General features: G+C 65.3%; 15 protein-coding genes. 7 read left to right on the plus strand and 8 right to left on the minus strand.

Annotated features, from left to right (window positions below):
* Window positions 1-27 precede the first annotated feature (27 nt).
* From KUV38_RS16200 to KUV38_RS16225, 6 genes are all read right to left on the minus strand, one after another.
* Window positions 28-1,455 (minus strand): M16 family metallopeptidase, encoded by a 1,428-nt coding sequence (locus tag KUV38_RS16200; protein ID WP_222471250.1) that lies wholly within the window; start codon window positions 1,453-1,455, stop codon window positions 28-30.
* 118 nt (window positions 1,456-1,573) lie between these two features.
* A complete protein-coding gene (locus KUV38_RS16205) occupies window positions 1,574-2,110 on the minus strand; it encodes a DUF3035 domain-containing protein (protein ID WP_222471251.1) in 537 nt (178 codons plus the stop codon).
* Between the two features lie 43 nt (window positions 2,111-2,153).
* A complete protein-coding gene (gene lspA / locus KUV38_RS16210) occupies window positions 2,154-2,645 on the minus strand; it encodes a signal peptidase II (protein ID WP_222471252.1) in 492 nt (163 codons plus the stop codon).
* A gap of 13 nt (window positions 2,646-2,658) precedes the next feature.
* Window positions 2,659-4,248 (minus strand): bifunctional phosphoribosylaminoimidazolecarboxamide formyltransferase/IMP cyclohydrolase, encoded by a 1,590-nt coding sequence (purH, locus tag KUV38_RS16215; RefSeq protein WP_222471253.1) that lies wholly within the window; start codon window positions 4,246-4,248, stop codon window positions 2,659-2,661.
* Window positions 4,249-4,266: 18 nt separating this feature from the next.
* The gene (locus KUV38_RS16220; protein ID WP_261385393.1) at window positions 4,267-5,985 is read right to left on the minus strand and encodes a heparinase II/III family protein; all 1,719 of its coding nucleotides are present in this window, start codon (window positions 5,983-5,985) and stop codon (window positions 4,267-4,269) included.
* A 176-nt stretch (window positions 5,986-6,161) separates the two neighbouring features.
* On the minus strand, window positions 6,162-7,385 hold the full coding sequence (locus tag KUV38_RS16225) for an RsmB/NOP family class I SAM-dependent RNA methyltransferase (protein WP_222471254.1): 1,224 nt from the start codon (window positions 7,383-7,385) through the stop codon (window positions 6,162-6,164).
* Between the two features lie 70 nt (window positions 7,386-7,455).
* On the opposite strand from KUV38_RS16225, the gene KUV38_RS16230 reads away from it, so the two are divergent.
* Window positions 7,456-7,629 (plus strand): DUF1674 domain-containing protein, encoded by a 174-nt coding sequence (locus KUV38_RS16230; RefSeq protein WP_222471255.1) that lies wholly within the window; start codon window positions 7,456-7,458, stop codon window positions 7,627-7,629.
* 26 nt (window positions 7,630-7,655) lie between these two features.
* On the opposite strand, the gene dapB is transcribed toward KUV38_RS16230, so the two are convergent.
* Complete coding sequence (gene dapB / locus KUV38_RS16235) at window positions 7,656-8,474, minus strand: 4-hydroxy-tetrahydrodipicolinate reductase (protein WP_222471256.1); 819 nt, start codon at window positions 8,472-8,474, stop codon at window positions 7,656-7,658.
* Between the two features lie 100 nt (window positions 8,475-8,574).
* Between dapB and rbfA the strand changes: the two genes are divergently transcribed.
* From rbfA to KUV38_RS16265, 6 genes are all read left to right on the plus strand, one after another.
* Complete coding sequence (rbfA, locus tag KUV38_RS16240; protein WP_222471257.1) at window positions 8,575-8,988, plus strand: 30S ribosome-binding factor RbfA; 414 nt, start codon at window positions 8,575-8,577, stop codon at window positions 8,986-8,988.
* Window positions 8,975-9,721: a phosphodiester glycosidase family protein gene (locus KUV38_RS16245; protein WP_222471258.1), complete on the plus strand. Its 747-nt coding sequence runs from the start codon at window positions 8,975-8,977 to the stop codon at window positions 9,719-9,721. Before rbfA ends, KUV38_RS16245 begins: the two co-directional genes overlap by 14 nt.
* A gap of 100 nt (window positions 9,722-9,821) precedes the next feature.
* The gene (mutL, locus tag KUV38_RS16250) at window positions 9,822-11,669 is read left to right on the plus strand and encodes a DNA mismatch repair endonuclease MutL (protein WP_222471259.1); all 1,848 of its coding nucleotides are present in this window, start codon (window positions 9,822-9,824) and stop codon (window positions 11,667-11,669) included.
* Complete coding sequence (locus tag KUV38_RS16255; protein ID WP_222471260.1) at window positions 11,666-12,904, plus strand: DNA recombination protein RmuC; 1,239 nt, start codon at window positions 11,666-11,668, stop codon at window positions 12,902-12,904. Before mutL ends, KUV38_RS16255 begins: the two co-directional genes overlap by 4 nt.
* A gap of 163 nt (window positions 12,905-13,067) precedes the next feature.
* Complete coding sequence (locus KUV38_RS16260) at window positions 13,068-13,820, plus strand: SDR family NAD(P)-dependent oxidoreductase (protein ID WP_222471261.1); 753 nt, start codon at window positions 13,068-13,070, stop codon at window positions 13,818-13,820.
* A 74-nt stretch (window positions 13,821-13,894) separates the two neighbouring features.
* Window positions 13,895-14,221 carry a DUF3775 domain-containing protein gene (locus KUV38_RS16265; protein ID WP_222471262.1) on the plus strand — a complete coding sequence of 109 codons (327 nt, stop codon included), beginning with the start codon at window positions 13,895-13,897 and terminating at the stop codon, window positions 14,219-14,221.
* 18 nt (window positions 14,222-14,239) lie between these two features.
* Here KUV38_RS16265 and mnmH read toward each other — a convergent pair whose 3' ends face one another.
* Entirely contained in the window at window positions 14,240-15,277 is a 1,038-nt protein-coding gene (gene mnmH, locus KUV38_RS16270; protein ID WP_222471263.1) for a tRNA 2-selenouridine(34) synthase MnmH, read from the minus strand.
* Between the last annotated feature and the right edge of the window lie 5 nt (window positions 15,278-15,282).

Genomic DNA, 15,282 nt, shown 5'->3' on the forward strand with positions numbered 1-15,282 from the left:
GCCCGCAGGCGATACGCTTGAGATAGGTCACTGCGAAATCTCCTTGGCTTCGATCTCTGTCTCGGACTCGACTTCCGGCGCGGCGGCGCTGGCAGGCTCCGGCTCGGGCGCTGCGGCAGGGTCGGGCGTGCGCATGGCGTAGCCGGTCACGGAGGTGCGCATATCGAGCACTTCGCGGGCGGCGGCGATCACATCGTCCGGTGTGACGGCCTGAAGGACGTGCGGCCAAGCCTGAATATCCTCGACCGTTAGGCCGGAGGTCAGCCCTTCGCCGTAGCGGCGCGCCAGACGTTGCAGATTGTCCTTGGCGTAGATCTCAGAGGCGCGGACCTGCATCTTGATCCTCTCGAAGGCCTCCATGTCGACGCCCTCTTCCATGAAGGCCTCGATCACCCGGTCGATATCGGCCTCCGCCTCTTCAAGCGAGCGCCCGGGCACGGGCACGACATAGAAGCCGAATTGGCCGTCATCAAGGCTCTCGCCCGAGTAGAAGGCGGCAGAATAGACGGCGAGGCTTTCATCGAACTGGAGCATCCGACCCATCAGCGAAGAGGTGGGAGAGCCGCCGAGAAGCTCGGCGAGGATGGTCAGCGCGGCGGCCTTCTGCTGTGCGCCGGCGTCCCGCTCCGGCGCGAGGTAGGTGCGCACCACATATGGCTGAGAGATGCGCGGATCGGAGAACTTGAGGTGACGGGCTGCTCTTTGCGGCGGTTCCTGTGGGCGGGCGCGCGCCTTGATCTCAGGGTTGGCGGGCAGCGGGCCAAAGTGGGTTTCGGCCAGCCCTTTCACCTGTTCCGGGGTCACATCGCCAGCCACCACGAGGATCGCATTGCTGGGCGAATAGTGAAGTTTGTAGAAATCCAGCGCGTCCTGCCGAGTCAGCCCCTCCATCTCGTGCTTCCAGCCTATGATCGGGATGCCGTACGGGTGGTTCATCCACTGGGCGGCACGACGATCTTCGCCGAACAGGGCGGAGGGATCGTTCTCGACCCGCTGGTTGCGCTCTTCGAGGATCACCTGAAGCTCGGTTGCGACATCCTCCTCGGTGATCAGGAGGTCCACCATCCGGTCAGCCTCCATCTTCATCATCAGCTCAAGCCGGTCGGCGGCGACACGCTGGAAATAGCCGGTGTAATCCCACGAGGTGAAGGCGTTGTCGGTGCCGCCGTTATCTTCGACCACCTTGGAGAATTCGCCGGGCGCGAGATCGTCGGTGCCCTGAAACAGCAGATGCTCGAGAAAATGCGCGATGCCACTCTTGCCGGGCGGCTCATCGGCGGCGCCGGTGCGATACCAGACCATGTTCACCACAACCGGCGCGCGGTGATCCTCGATCACGACAACGTCCATCCCGTTTTCAAGCGAAAAGGCGGTGACTTCTTCAGCGGTGGCGGGCAGGGCAGTGAAGGCAAGGAGCGCCAAAAGGGCGGCTCCGGCGCGGCGGATGGGGGGCATCAGCGCTCCTCTCGTGTAGTGCGAGAGCTACCCTAGGCATGGGGCGGATATGCGCAAGTAGGGCAACGGGGTTGTGAAGCCCGGTGTATCACGCATCGGCCTGAAGCGTGGTTAACGGCTACTGAAACTCGCCGCTGGGCGGGGCGGAGGGCGTGGCCGCTCCGGCGCGGCGGAAGCGAGCCAGCTCGGCTTCCTGATCCAGCGATTGCGGGCGATAGGCCTTGTAGTAGACGTTCACGTTGAACAGCCGTTCCAGCAGGCGCCCGTCATTCTTTTTGCGATACTCGTAGTCTTCCTTGGCGAGAATGGTGCGGATATCGCGGCCTAGGCCAAAGCGGGTCACGTGACCGATCAGGCCCGGTTCACCGCGGATCTCGCCCGTTCGGTTCAAGCGGTCGGGGCTGCCGCCAAGCGCCGCGACGGCATCCTTGAACGGCGTCGCATCGGCGCGGTTGCTACCGCCCGGCGTGGGCGGAGGCAGATCGCGGTAGTTCTCGGGTTGCTGAATCGGCTTATTGGGAAGGATGGCAAACTCGTCGGGCGTATCCTGCCCGCGCTGCGTGTTCATCAGGTCCGGCGTGCGGCTACAGGCGGTCACACCCACGCAGAGCGCCAGCACAAGCGCAGCGCGCCCGGCTGCCTCAACCCGTTTCATTGCCCCTGACACCACTCGGCTTCCCTCAGTTCTTTTGCCCGTTCTAACGTGTTTCGCCGCCCTCGTCAGCCGCCTTTTTCTCGCCGGTCCAGAGGATCAGCCCAAAGGCCCCGGCAAAGATGAAAACATCGGCGAGATTGAAGAGGTAAGGGTTGGAGATGCCGCAGCAGGACATGTTGAGAAAGTCCAGCACGCCAGGAAAGAGCACGCGGTCGAGCGCATTGGCCAGTGCCCCGCCAATCACCATGCCCGCAGAGGCGAAGGCGCGGCGGGTGGTAAAGCTGCGCACCGCCCAGACGGCCAGTGCTATGCAGAGCACCAGCGCAATCACAATCAGGATCACCCGCTGCGCGCCCGAGCCGCCCCCAAAGAGGCCGAAGTTGATACCCTCGTTGATGCCGGGGCGGAACACCAGAAGGGGGTCGATGACGTCGATCCGCTGGCGCTCCCAAAGGTTCAGCCACTGGAAGACGAACCACTTGCTGGCCTGATCGATCACGAAGGCGATGACCGCGAAGAGAGTGAGGGTGCGCATGAGTGCCGCCCGATCAGTGCCGGAAGTGCCGCATGCCGGTGAAGACCATGGCGATACCTGCCTCATCGGCAGCAGCGATCACCTCGTCATCTCGCATCGAGCCGCCGGGCTGGATCACGGCGGTTGCACCTGCCTCGACCGCGGCCATGAGGCCGTCGGCGAAGGGGAAGAAGGCATCGGAAGCGACCACGGAGCCCTTGGTCAGCGGCTCGGACAGGCCCAGCGCCTCTGCCATGTCGAGGCTCTTGCGGGCGGCGATGCGCGAACTATCGACACGGCTCATCTGGCCCGCGCCCACGCCCACGGTCGCGCCGTCCTTCACGTAGATGATCGCGTTGGATTTGACGTGCTTGCCCACAGTCCAGGCGAAGAGCAGGTCATCCAATTGAGCATCGGTCGGCTGCACCTTGGTCACCACTTTCAGCTCATCCTTGCTGATATGGCCTACGTCCTTGTCTTGCACCAGCATGCCGCCAGAGACCTGACGATAGGTCAGGATCGGCTGACGCGGGTCGGCCAGCGCGCCGGTGGTGAGCAGGCGCAGGTTCTTTTTGGCGGCGAAGACCTCCTTGGCCTCGTCATCGGCGTCGGGCGCGATGACGACCTCGGTGAAGATCTCGCTGATGGCCCGCGCGGTGGCGCCATCGAGCTTGCCGTTCAGCGCGATGATGCCGCCAAAGGCAGAGGTGCGGTCACAGTCGAAGGCGCGGCGATAGGCCTCTTCAAGCGTTGCGCCACGGGCCACGCCGCAGGGGTTGGCGTGCTTGATGATCGCGCAGGCCGGGCCGCCCTCTGTGGCGAATTCGGAGACCAGCTCGAAGGCGGCATCGGTATCGTTGATGTTGTTGTAGCTTAGCGCCTTGCCCTGATGTTGCTCGGCAGTGGCCACTCCGGCCCGGCCGGTGCCATCGGTGTAGAAGGCCGCTTGCTGATGCGGGTTTTCGCCGTAGCGCATGGTTGCGGCAAGCGTGCCTGCAAAGGCGCGGCGGCGCGGGGTGGGCTGGCCAATGGCGTCCGCCATCCAGGTGCTGACCGCGGCGTCGTAGGCGGCCGTGCGGGCATAGGCGGTTTGGGCGAGCTGCTGGCGGAAGGCGAGGGTGGTTTGGCCATCGTTGTCGTCTAGTTCAGCGACCAGCGCGGCATAGTCCGCCACGTCCGTCACCACGTTTACGAAGGCATGGTTCTTGGCTGCGGCGCGGATCATCGCGGGGCCGCCGATATCGATGTTTTCGATGCAGGTGTCGTAGTCGGCGCCTTTGGCCACGGTAGCCTCGAAGGGGTAAAGGTTGACCACGAGCAGGTCGATCGGGCCGATGCCGTGCTCGTCCATCGCGGCCAGGTGCTCGTCATTGTCGCGCAAGGCCAGAAGGCCGCCATGCACGACCGGGTGAAGGGTTTTGACCCGGCCATCCATCATCTCGGGGAAGCCGGTGACATCGGCCACGTCCTTCACCGCGATGCCAGCCTCTCTCAGCATGCCTGCGCTGCCGCCTGTGGAGAGGATCTCGATCTCTCGCTGCGCCAGCAACTCGGCCAGCTCGACCAGCCCCTCCTTGTCGGAAACGGAAATCAGCGCACGGCGGATGGGTTGCAGGTTGGTCATCGGCATCGGTCCCCTCGGTCAGCCCTGCTCCGCGTCCTCTTCATCATCGTCATCGCGGAGCGTGTCACGAATGGCCAGCGGGGTATCCTGTGCTTTCGCCAAGGTCCAGCCGATCTCGTGGCCATAATCGAGGACTTTGGCAGAAAGAACGATCTGACGCGCGGCGCGGGGCTTGATCCGGCCCTGTTCGAGGTAGACCGAAGGTTCAAGCGACAGCTCCGCCTTGCCGGAATAGCGGAAGACCCAGATCTCGCCAGACTTCAGCGCCAGCGAGACCGCGAGGCCGCCCATGTCGACGGTCGCATCCACATCAGGGTGCAGGTGGAAGTGGGCGGTGAAACTTACGCCCTGCAGCTGCATCCGGGTCATTGCCGCGTCAAAGGCTTTGCGGGCGTCTTCGGTGAAGGCGCGGAGCGTGTCGGTGCCGGTGAGCAGACGGCCGGAGGGGTCAAGATCCAGCCGCCGCATATGGGTGAGGCCGTGGGTGGAGGCGTAGCCATCGTGACCGGCCAGAAGATGGGCGCCTGAAGAGTCGCCGGTGCGCTCCACCTTTACCTGCCCGGGCGTGTCTTCAAGAAACTCGCCACGCTGGCCAGCCGCAGGAGCCAACCGGGACGAGGAGTAGCGTTCTACCGCCAGCGTGGCGTGAGAGGCCGTGGCGCGGCCAGCCCGCCGCCAGCCCTCGCCGAAGCTTGCGCCTGAGCCGCAGGAGACAATCAACGGGCGGCGGCCCGAGGTCAGCTCGAAGCCGAGGGTGGAGGCATGGGCGCGGGCAGAGGCCGGGCCGCGGGGTGGACGGGCGGCGTCGACAATCACCGTGGTGCGACCTGCGGCCAGCCGGGCGTATCCCATCGAGAGCCCCTCACCCGGCCCCTCGCGCACGCCGGAGGCTGCGAGTGCCGCGTCCAGCCGACCCTCAAGCCCGCGCCCGCCGCCATGAAAGCGCGCCAGCCCGCCATCGGAATGGCGCAGGGCACGCAGGGTGGGGGTGATCCGGGCGATGGCGGCAGTGAGAGGGCGCGGCACCGGGTGGTCCGCATCCACAAGTGCATGCACCGCCCATGTGAGCAGCGTCAGCACCTCCATCAGTTCCTCGGGGTTGCGCGTTGGGATGCCGCCCTGCGCATCCACCTGCCGGTCGCATTCGCGGGAGAGGGCCTTCAGCGCCGGGTCCACGTGACCCTCCATCCCTTGCAGCGCGAGGCCCGCATAAATCAGGCCGGTCAGAGCCTCGAACCGGGGCAGGCCCGGCGCGGCGGAGCGCCATCGGCGGGACAGGAACCGGGTTTGCCCGGCGAGCGCCCTGAAATAGGCTTCGGACTGGTCCGAGCTTCGGCCATTCAGCAGAAAGATCGCGTGGTTGATCCAGCGGATCAGGCGGCGGCCGGTTAGATCGGGGGTCCACCCCGGGCCGCGGCCACGCCCGAAGCGCTCGATCCAGACCCACGTCCACCCTTGCGCCCTCTTGCGCGCCCGTAGGTCGCCGACGGCGGCGAGGTCATCGAGCCATGAAAAGCCCATGAGCGCCTCGGTGAACTCGGGGGCGGGGGCAGGCAGATCCCAGATCGGACGCTCGTCTCCCTGTGCTTCAACGAGGTAGCCGGCGAATAGGTAGGTGCCTGCCACCAGTTGCCGCCCCTTGGCGAAGCTGCCGATTGTGCGCGGTTCGGGGTGGCTGGTGAAGGCGGTCGCTGGGCGCGACCACGTTGCCAGCCGCGCCTGAAACCGATTGGCCATGCGCGCCCATTTCGCGGACGGATGCTTTGCGAGGATGCCTGCCATTGCGCTCTCGGGCTGCCCGTTGCGGGCCTGTTGTTGGTTGCGGCAGAGGATAAGGCCACGGGCGGCGGGTGTCACCTGCTGATCCGAACGCGCGGGGCATTCGGCGGATTGGGTGCCGATTAGATCTGCCCTCAGGGCTTGCGCAGAACTGCCATGTAGAACCCATCCATCCCGCCACGATCCGGCCAGAAATCGGGCCGCAGACGAAGACCGTTGCCCGCGCGCCAGCTTTCCTCGATCCATTCTGCCTCTGGTCGAATGAGCTCATGGCCCTCGACCTGCTTTTCGCCCTCTTCGGGGAGCAGTGAGCACACGCAGTAGACAAGCCGCCCACCGGGTTTGAGCCAGCCCATCGCCCGCTCCAGCATTTGCGCCTGAAGCGCGAACAGCTCTTTCAACCCCTTGCCGTCTTTCACATGCGGCAGGTCGGGATGGCGGCGGATGGTGCCGGTAGCCGAGCAGGGGGCATCGAGCAGGATCGCGTCGAAGGCCTCTTCGGGCGTCCAAGTCAGCGCGTCAGCGGCGACCAGATTGGCGGACAGGCCGGTGCGGGCAAGGTTCTCATCGACCCGCTTCAAACGCCACTCGGAGAGATCGAGCGCGGTCACCTCGGCACCGGCGGCGGCGAGTTGCATGGTTTTGCCACCGGGCGCGGCGCAGAGGTCAAGCACGCGTTCGCCGGGCTGGGGGGCGAGCAGTTTTGCGGGCATCGCGGCGGCGGCATCCTGCACCCAGAACGCGCCCTCCTCGAAGCCCGGAAGCGCCGACACCTGCGCTGGCCCGGTGATGCGCACCGATCCACCGGGCAGGAGCGTGCCGCCCACGGCCTCGGCCAACGCTGCCGGGTCGCCCTTGGCGCTCAGGTCCAGCGGGGCGCCCGAACCGTGGGCCGCTTCGATCTGTGCCACGACCGCATTGCCGTACGCGGCTCCGAGTCGCCCGCGCAGCCAGTTGGCCATACGCGTCGGCGGCGCGGCATCAAATGCGGCCTGCCCCTCCTCCGCGACGCGCCGCAGGACTGCATTGGCCATGCCGGCTGCCCGTGGTGAGACCTCACGGGTCAGACTCACCGCCTCGCTGACCACGCCATGCGCGGCCTCGCCCAGCGCCAGAAGTTCCACGGTCGCCAGCCGCAGCACATCGCGCACGGGGGCGGGCGGGGCCTTTTTGATGTAGGGCTTCAAAGCCGCATCTGCCGGGCCGAGATTGCGGAGCGTGGCGTTGGCCAGCCGCTGGGCACGGGCCATCACCTCGGGCGGCGCCTGCGTGGCGGCCACGAGTTCTGACATCATGATCCGCTGCGCCAGCACACCCTTGATGAATGAAAGCGCCAGCTCGCGTGCCGCATCGGCCATTGGCCTTCCCCTTTTCCGGTTGTGCCTCGCGGGCTATATCACAGGCCAAGCCCTGACAAGGAGCGCCGAGATGACCGACCGAACAGACCTGCCCCCCGAAGCCCAACGCGCCCTGGCCGAAGCAGAGGCGCGCCGAAAGGCTGCAAAGGCGGAAGAGCTGCCCAAAGAACTGGGCGGCCGCGATGGCCCCGAGCCGGTGCGCTACGGTGACTGGGAGAAGAAGGGCCTCGCGATCGACTTTTGAGTGGTGGGTTGGCACCCACCGCCCCATCACGCCTCGCCGAGTCCCAACACATCCAGCATCGAGTAATGCCCCGGCTTGCGCCCCTGCCCCCAGAGCGCGGCCTTTAGCGCCCCCTTGGCGAAGAGGCTCCGGTCTGTCGCGCTGTGCGAGAGCGTCAAGCGCTCGCCCGGCCCGGCGAAGAGCACATCATGCTCGCCGATGATGTCACCGCCGCGAATGGCGGAGAAACCGATCTGCCCGCGTTTGCGCGCACCGGTGATGCCATCCCGCGCGGCCTCGTAGACATCCTTCAGCCCATGGCCGCGCCCCTCGGCGGCGGCCTCCCCCAACATCAGAGCGGTGCCGGAGGGGGCATCCACCTTGTGCCGGTGATGGCTCTCCACCACCTCGATATCGAAATCCTCGTCCAACGCCGCCGCGACCTTCTTCACCAGCACCGTCAACAGGTTCACCCCGAGAGACATGTTGCCGGCTCGCACGACAACCGCATGGCGCGCGGCAAGGTCGATCTTGGCGATGTCATCGTCGGTCAAACCGGTGGTGCCGATCACGTGGACCGCTCGCGCCTGCGCGGCCAGCCCGGCCATCTCGACAGTGGCGGCAGGGGCGGTGAAGTCGATCACCGCCTGTGCCTTGGACATTGCCTCAAGCGGGTCCGCGGTGACCGTAACGCCAAGCGCCGCGCCACCCATAGCCCCGCCCACATCTTGGCCCACCCACTCGTGGCCCTCGCGCTCCAGCGCGCCGGCGAGCCGCATCACCGGGCTCTCCTGCACCGATTGCACCAGCATCCGCCCCATCCGGCCGGAGGCTCCCATCACCACGATCCCGGGCACGTCCATCATCGCTCATCGTCCTTCTCACGTTCGGCTCCGTTTAGCTGACGCCGCGCCACGGCGCAAAGGCCTGCTTGCGTGACGGCGGTGCGCGCCCTATGTCCGGCCCATGGCGAAGAACAAGTTTCATGACGGTCCCGGCCCCTCGCAGCGACAGCTCCGCGTGGGCGAAACCATCCGGCGCGCGCTGGCCCAGGTGCTTCAGCGCGGGGATGTGCATGACGATGAGTTAGCCCGCATGTCGATCACCGTTTCCGAGGTGCGCTGCTCGCCGGACCTGAAAGTTGCCACCGCCTACGTGATGCCTCTTGGTGGTTTTCATGCTGAAGAGGGCCTGGATGCGCTGCGCAGAAACCGCTCCGAGCTGCGCCGCGCGGTGAACAAATCTCTCGCGCTGAAGTTCTCGCCCGAGTTGCGCTTCAAGCTCGACGAAACCTTCGACCGCATGGACGACACCCGCCGCATGTTCTCGGAAGAGCGAGTTCGCCGCGATGTCGAGGCCGAGGACGATGGCGAGGATTAACCGCCTCCTCGCTCCGCTGCTGGCGCTGCTCACCGCTGCGCCGCTCACTGCGGCGCCCGCCTGCCGCGATATCGCCCACGAGGGCCGCGCCTACACGCTTTGCACATTGGATGCGGCGGTCGACGACATCCGTCTGTTCCACAGCAACGGTGGCAAGGTGATCGGTAGTTTTGCCCGGCTCGAAGATATGCTGGCCGCTGATGGGCTCGAGCTGACCTTCGCAATGAATGCGGGTATGTATCACGACGACCGCAGCCCTGTGGGCCTTTACCTCGAAGAGGGTCGCCAGACTGCGCCACTGGTAACCAACCCGGGGCCGGGCAACTTTGGCCTCGTGCCCAATGGAGTGTTTTGCCTGATGGATGGGTCGGCGGCTGTTGTGGAGACGCTGGCTTACGATGCAAACACACCTGCCTGCCGCTACGCATCGCAATCAGGCCCGATGCTGGTGCTGGACGGGGCGCTGCATCCGCGCTTTCTGCGGGACAGCACTTCCCGGCACTTCCGCAATGGCGTGGGAGTGGAGGCCGATGGTCGTACGATCCACTTTGTCATTTCCGACGAGCCGGTGACGTTTTGGGAGTTTGGCACGCTCTTTCGGGACGGACTCAGAACACCGAACGCCCTCTATTTCGATGGCTCCGTGTCGCGCCTCTTTGCACCAGAAGTCGGACGGCATGACACGGGCTTTCCGCTTGGTCCGCTGGTTGGGGCGGTGAAACCTAAAGGCTGAAACGCAGGACGCGGCAAGCCGTGCAGGGCACGCGAACAAGCCTTCTCACGTCGAGATTCCCCCTCGCAGAATCGCTCACCGCCATGCTACCCCTAGTAGCATGAACGCGCCGAAGCCCAATATAAGCCCTAGCCCGCCGCAAATCCGGCAGCTCGACGAGACGGTTATCAACCGGATCGCCGCGGGTGAGGTTGTGGAGCGCCCGGCTTCTGCGGTGAAAGAGCTGGTCGAAAACGCGATTGATGCAGGGGCGACGCGGATTGAGATCAGCATCTCTCATGGCGGCAAGACCCTGATCCGGGTCACCGACGATGGCTGCGGCATCCCGGCGGAAGACCTGCCACTTGCCCTCTCGCGCCACGCGACCTCCAAGATCGACGGCTCTGACCTTCTCGATATTCGCTCTTTCGGCTTCCGGGGCGAGGCGCTGCCGTCGCTCGGCGCGGTGGGGCGGCTCACCATTACGTCGCGGCCCACCCGTACCGACGCGCATAGCATCGCCTGCGCAGGTGGCACGCTTGGCCCGGTCAAACCTGCTGCGCTCACATCTGGCACCCAGGTCGAACTGCGCGACCTGTTTTATGCCACGCCTGCACGACTCAAGTTTTTGCGGTCGGACCGCGCAGAAACTCAGGCAATCTCCGAGGTGGTAAAACGCCTCGCCATGGCCGAGCCGTTCATCGGCTTCACCCTGCGCGATGAATCCGGCGGCGAGCCGCGTGTCACGTTCCGTGCTGATGCGCAATCGGGCGACCTGTTCGATGCGCTTGCCGGTCGCCTTGCCACAGTTCTGGGGCGGGACTTTGCAGAAAACGCCATTCGTCTCGACGCCGAGCGCGAGGGCATTCACCTCACTGGATATGCCGCACTACCGACCTATTCTCGGGGTTCTTCGGTTGCGCAGTTCCTCTTCGTCAATGGGCGGCCGGTTAAGGACAAACTGCTGATCGGCGCCCTGCGCGGGGCCTATGCCGACTATCTCAGCCGTGAGCGCCACCCGGCGGCGGTACTCTTTCTCGATGTCGATCCGCAGCGGGTGGACGTGAACGTACATCCCGCCAAATCCGAGGTACGCTTTCGAGAGCCGGGTGTGGCGCGGGGCTTGATCGTCAGCGGCATTCGGCATGCGTTGGCCGAGGCAGGTCATCGCGCCTCATCGACCATCGCTGGCGAAGTGCTTGGTGCGATGACGCCTGAACGGGCCGAGGCGCCGGAGGCGCCCCGCATCTACCAGATGGACCTCGCCGCGCGGGACCGCGCACAGAACTACCGCTGGCCCACGCCTGTGGTCGAGCCGATGGGGTTTGCCGAGGCACCGACCGGTCGGGTCGAAGAAACGCCGCAGGGCATGGATGAAACCCTCACCCATCACCCGCTTGGCGCTGCCCGCGGGCAGGTACATGAGAACTACATCATCGCCCAGACAGAGAGCGGCATGGTCATCGTTGACCAGCACGCTGCCCACGAGCGCCTTGTTTATGAAAAGCTCAAGCGCCAGATGGCAGCGAATGGCGTTGCCGCGCAGGCGCTGCTGATCCCCGAGATCGTTGAACTTTCGGAGCAAGACGCGTCGACCCTTTTGGCGCATGCCGAAACCTTCACCCGCATGGGACTGACCCTCGAGCCCTTCGGACCTGGCACCATTGCCGTACGGGAAACCCCGGCGATTCTTGGTGAGATCAACGCCGAAGCCATGCTGCGCGATGTGCTAGACGAGCTGGACGACATCGGCGAGAGCCAGTTGGTGCAGGAGCGGCTCGAAGCCATCCTCTCTCGCGTTGCCTGCCACGGATCGATCCGCTCTGGCCGCCGGATGCGCGCCGAGGAGATGAACGCGCTGCTGCGCGAGATGGAGGCGACGCCTCACTCGGGACAGTGCAACCACGGACGGCCCACCTACGTGGAGCTGAAGCTGCACGACATCGAGCGGCTCTTCGGGCGCCGATGATCGAGATTGGTGGACAGCCCTTCGCCCTGACCGACCCGCGCGTGATCGCGGTGCTGGCCGGTGCGCTGCTCATCGTGATCCTGCTTTGGCTCTTGATTGCCACCGTCCGCCGCGCTGGCCGAGCCGCTGAGGCGGCTGGACAGATCGGCACCGTTTCAAAGGCGGTCGAGGCGCTTGCACAGGGTCAGCATGAGCTTGGCGGGCGGATCGCTTCCGTCTCCGAAAGCCAGCAAACGGGCCAAGCTCAGATCGTGGCTGCTATGGAGGCGCGTCTGGCCGAGGTTCAGGCTCAGGTGGCCGACCGGCTGCACCAGACCGCGCTGCACTCAGCACGCACGCTCAACGACATGCAGGAAAAGGTGAACGAAACGCTTGCGGGCAGTTCCAAGCAAACCGCCACCTCGCTGACCCAGCTCACAGAGCGGCTGGCACAGATCGACAAGGCGCAGGCCAATATCGAGAAGCTCTCCGGCGATGTGCTCGGCCTTCAGGACATTCTGAGCAACAAGCAGACCCGCGGGGCGTTTGGCGAGATCCAGCTGAACGATATCGTTTCCAAAGCGCTCCCGCGGGACAGCTACACGCTGCAAGCCACGCTCTCGAACGGCAAGCGAGCGGACTGCCTGATTCACCTGCCCAACCCGCCCGGCCCGATCGTGATTGATGCCAAGTTCCCGCTGGAGGCTTACGAGCAACTCCGCGCCGCGACGAGCGATGCCGAGAAAGCTGCCGCCGGTCGGGCCCTGAGGGCCGCGGTGAAAACCCACATCACCGCCATTTCCGAGCGCTACATCGTTGAGGGTGAAACCGCTGATGGGGCGCTGATGTTTCTTCCTTCCGAGGCGGTCTATGCCGAGTTGCACGCCAACTTTGCCGAAGTGGTGCGCGAGGGCTTTGCGGCCCGGGTCTGGATCGTGTCGCCCACGACCTGTATGGCCACCCTCAACACCATGCGCGCGGTGCTGAAGGATGCCCGGATGCGCGAGCAAGCGGGGGCTATCCGCAAGGAGTTGGCGCTGCTCCATGCCGATGTGGACAGGCTCGGCACACGTGTGGGCAATCTCGACCGGCACTTCGGGCAAGCGGCGAAGGACATCGAAGAGATCAAGATCTCTGCCGAGAAGGCGGGCAAGCGGGCGCACAGGCTCGATGCCTTCGACTTCGAGGAGCTGGCTCCCGAAGAGCCTGCGCAGGTCGTTCCCCTTGGCAGCCCTGCGACCGGGCCATCCAGCTGAAAGCTGCTCAATCGCAGGGCAATGGCATTAAATTAGGCGTGATCTCAGGCCCAGTGTGAACCCTCCGGTTACCAGCGCGTTATAATGGGAGCGGGGCGGCATGGAATCACTTTGCCCGCACCCATATTTTCAGAACGCGGCGTTTCCACGGAGGAGAGATTTCATGGTCGAATGGCAGGGCAAGAAGTACTGGATCATCGGTGCGAGCTCCGCTCTGGGGCGGGCGCTGGCCGATCAGTTGAGCCGCGTGGGCGCTGAGTTGGCACTCACCAGCGCCGAGCCGGAGGCGATGAAGAAGCTGGCCGAGATGCTGCCCGGCAAGGCCACGGCGGTTGAAGCCGATACCTCCGATGCCGAGGCGATGAAGGTCGCAGCGGCGGGCGTGGGTGCGGTCGACGGCGTGATCTACCTGCCCGATGCGATGGGCGGCCACGGTGCCCGTAATTGGGATACGGTCGCTATCAAGCAGGTTATCGACCGTAACCTCGACGGTGCGCTCAACACCGTGGGCGCGGTGCTGCCGGGGATGGTGGACGCCGACAAGGGGCACTTGCTGCTGGTCGCGGGCCTCTCGGCCTATCGCGGCCTGCCGGGTGAAATCGGCTACGGAACCTCCATGGCCGCCGTCATGCACCTTGCCGAAGAACTCTATGCCGAGCTCCGCAACACAGGGGTGCAGGTGCAGCTTGCCTGCCCCGGTCACGTGATCGAACCTGAAGCGCTGAACGAGGGTGATACGCCCGCAGCATTGCCGCCCTCAGTGATGACATCTGAGGCCGCCGCGCGGGAACTTTTCGAGCACATGAACGACGACGTGTTCCAGAAGAGCTTCCCGACCATGCGGGGTTGGCTCGTGCGTGTGTCACAGCTCATGCCGAACTGGCTCTACTACCGGCTCTTTCGCTCGCAACTTTGACGCAGGTCTGGGCCGGTGCAAGGGCTGGAAAGCGCGCGCCTATGCTGGCACTCTCAGGCCAAGGAGGCCCTGCCATGCTCGACATTTCCATGCACAAGATCGTCCGCGTTATCGCGCTGGCCCGCGAGTACGGCTCTGACGGGGTGCAGACCCGCAACTACATCTCCGACATGAACGAAGATGAGCAGTCGAGCCTAGTGGCCCTGATGTGGGTCGGGCGCGGCAGTTATGATGCCGATGATATCGAAGAGGCCCGCCGGATGGCAGTGGCTGAGAAGTCCTCGCCTACGGAGACCTACCTTGGCGGCGAGCCACAGCTGGCCGATATGCTCGAAGATGGTCTGGATGCGCTCGACATCAACGTTGCCGACGCCGAGGATCACCTGCGCGAGCGGCCCTGAAGCTTCGGCGTTCTAAGGCTACGCCTTGAGTTCTGCCGCGATCCGGTCGGCGGCACGGTTCAGGCCGTCCTCGTCCAGCGTGATCTCGAGCCGGGTTTTAGGCGTGTCTGACCGGCGCGACTTGGCGTAGCGCGGGTCGTAGTGGTGGCGACAAAGCTCTGCCGCAAGCTGCATCACATCGCCGACTGCTGCCATCGCTTGCCAGCTCGCAACCCGCTCGCGCCCATGCAGCCGGGTGAGTTGCCCCAAGAGTGCGTTCAAGGCCGGCACGTCCGCCGCTAATTCGGCGTAGACACGGGCGAGATAGCGGGCGCGATCCTCGAGACCGGCGGCAAGGGTGAGGCGCGGTGCCTCGATCATCCGCTTCCAGAACGCGGGCGGCACCAGAAGTTCGCCCACCTTGGAGCTTTCGGCCTCCACCAGCACGGGCCGGGCCGGATCGAGCCGCGCCAGCGCCTGAAGCAGAGCGGATTCAAAGCCTTTTTGCGCTGGTTGCGGGCCGACATTGCCCAAGAGCGAGCCACGGTGGTTGGCCAGCCCTTCAAGATCCAGCACCTGCCCGCCGCGCTCGGCGACCCGGTGCAGGAGGTCAGTCTTGGCGGTGCCGGTGTTCCCGTCCAGCAGCACCACGTGATGCGGCAACTCGCCTTCGTAGAGCGCCTTTACCACCGACCGACGGTAGCTCTGGTAGCCGCCTTCGACTTTCTCCACCCGCCAGCCGATCTGCCCGAGGATGGTTGCGAACCCGCCACTCCTCTGGCCGCCACGCCAACAATAGACCAGCGGCTTCCACCCCCCATCTTTGTCGGCCAGTGGCCCCTCCAGGTGAGCTGCCGCGTTGCGGGCCAGAATTGCGGCACCGATCTTGCGGGCCAGAAAGGGGCTCTCTTGCACGTAGATCGTGCCCACCTTGGCGCGCTCCTCGTCGGAGAATACCGGCAGCGAGATGGCGCCGGGCACATTATCTTCGGCGAACTCGGAGGGTGAGCGTACGTCGATTACGGTGTCAAAGGGCAGGGACGTGCCTGAGAGTGGGTCGGGCAGGGTGTAGGCCATGGCGT

Source organism: Vannielia litorea, assembly GCF_019801175.1.
In the GTDB taxonomy this organism is placed as follows: Bacteria; Pseudomonadota; Alphaproteobacteria; order Rhodobacterales; family Rhodobacteraceae; genus Vannielia; species Vannielia litorea_B.

What these genes read in the sequence shown, in the direction of transcription:
- rbfA (WP_222471257.1), top strand. Translation starts at nt 8,575, where the DNA reads ATGGCGAAGAACAAGTTTCATGACGGTCCCGGCCCCTCGCAGCGACAG.
- mutL (WP_222471259.1), top strand. Translation starts at nt 9,822, where the DNA reads ATGAACGCGCCGAAGCCCAATATAAGCCCTAGCCCGCCGCAAATCCGG.
- KUV38_RS16255 (WP_222471260.1), top strand. Translation starts at nt 11,666, where the DNA reads ATGATCGAGATTGGTGGACAGCCCTTCGCCCTGACCGACCCGCGCGTG.
- KUV38_RS16220 (WP_261385393.1), bottom strand. Translation starts at nt 5,985, where the DNA reads ATGGCCAATCGGTTTCAGGCGCGGCTGGCAACGTGGTCGCGCCCAGCG.
- KUV38_RS16265 (WP_222471262.1), top strand. Translation starts at nt 13,895, where the DNA reads ATGCTCGACATTTCCATGCACAAGATCGTCCGCGTTATCGCGCTGGCC.
- purH (WP_222471253.1), bottom strand. Translation starts at nt 4,248, where the DNA reads ATGACCAACCTGCAACCCATCCGCCGTGCGCTGATTTCCGTTTCCGAC.
- KUV38_RS16245 (WP_222471258.1), top strand. Translation starts at nt 8,975, where the DNA reads ATGGCGAGGATTAACCGCCTCCTCGCTCCGCTGCTGGCGCTGCTCACC.
- KUV38_RS16225 (WP_222471254.1), bottom strand. Translation starts at nt 7,385, where the DNA reads ATGGCCGATGCGGCACGCGAGCTGGCGCTTTCATTCATCAAGGGTGTG.
- KUV38_RS16205 (WP_222471251.1), bottom strand. Translation starts at nt 2,110, where the DNA reads ATGAAACGGGTTGAGGCAGCCGGGCGCGCTGCGCTTGTGCTGGCGCTC.
- KUV38_RS16260 (WP_222471261.1), top strand. Translation starts at nt 13,068, where the DNA reads ATGGTCGAATGGCAGGGCAAGAAGTACTGGATCATCGGTGCGAGCTCC.
- KUV38_RS16230 (WP_222471255.1), top strand. Translation starts at nt 7,456, where the DNA reads ATGACCGACCGAACAGACCTGCCCCCCGAAGCCCAACGCGCCCTGGCC.
- KUV38_RS16200 (WP_222471250.1), bottom strand. Translation starts at nt 1,455, where the DNA reads ATGCCCCCCATCCGCCGCGCCGGAGCCGCCCTTTTGGCGCTCCTTGCC.
- dapB (WP_222471256.1), bottom strand. Translation starts at nt 8,474, where the DNA reads ATGATGGACGTGCCCGGGATCGTGGTGATGGGAGCCTCCGGCCGGATG.
- mnmH (WP_222471263.1), bottom strand. Translation starts at nt 15,277, where the DNA reads ATGGCCTACACCCTGCCCGACCCACTCTCAGGCACGTCCCTGCCCTTT.
- lspA (WP_222471252.1), bottom strand. Translation starts at nt 2,645, where the DNA reads ATGCGCACCCTCACTCTCTTCGCGGTCATCGCCTTCGTGATCGATCAG.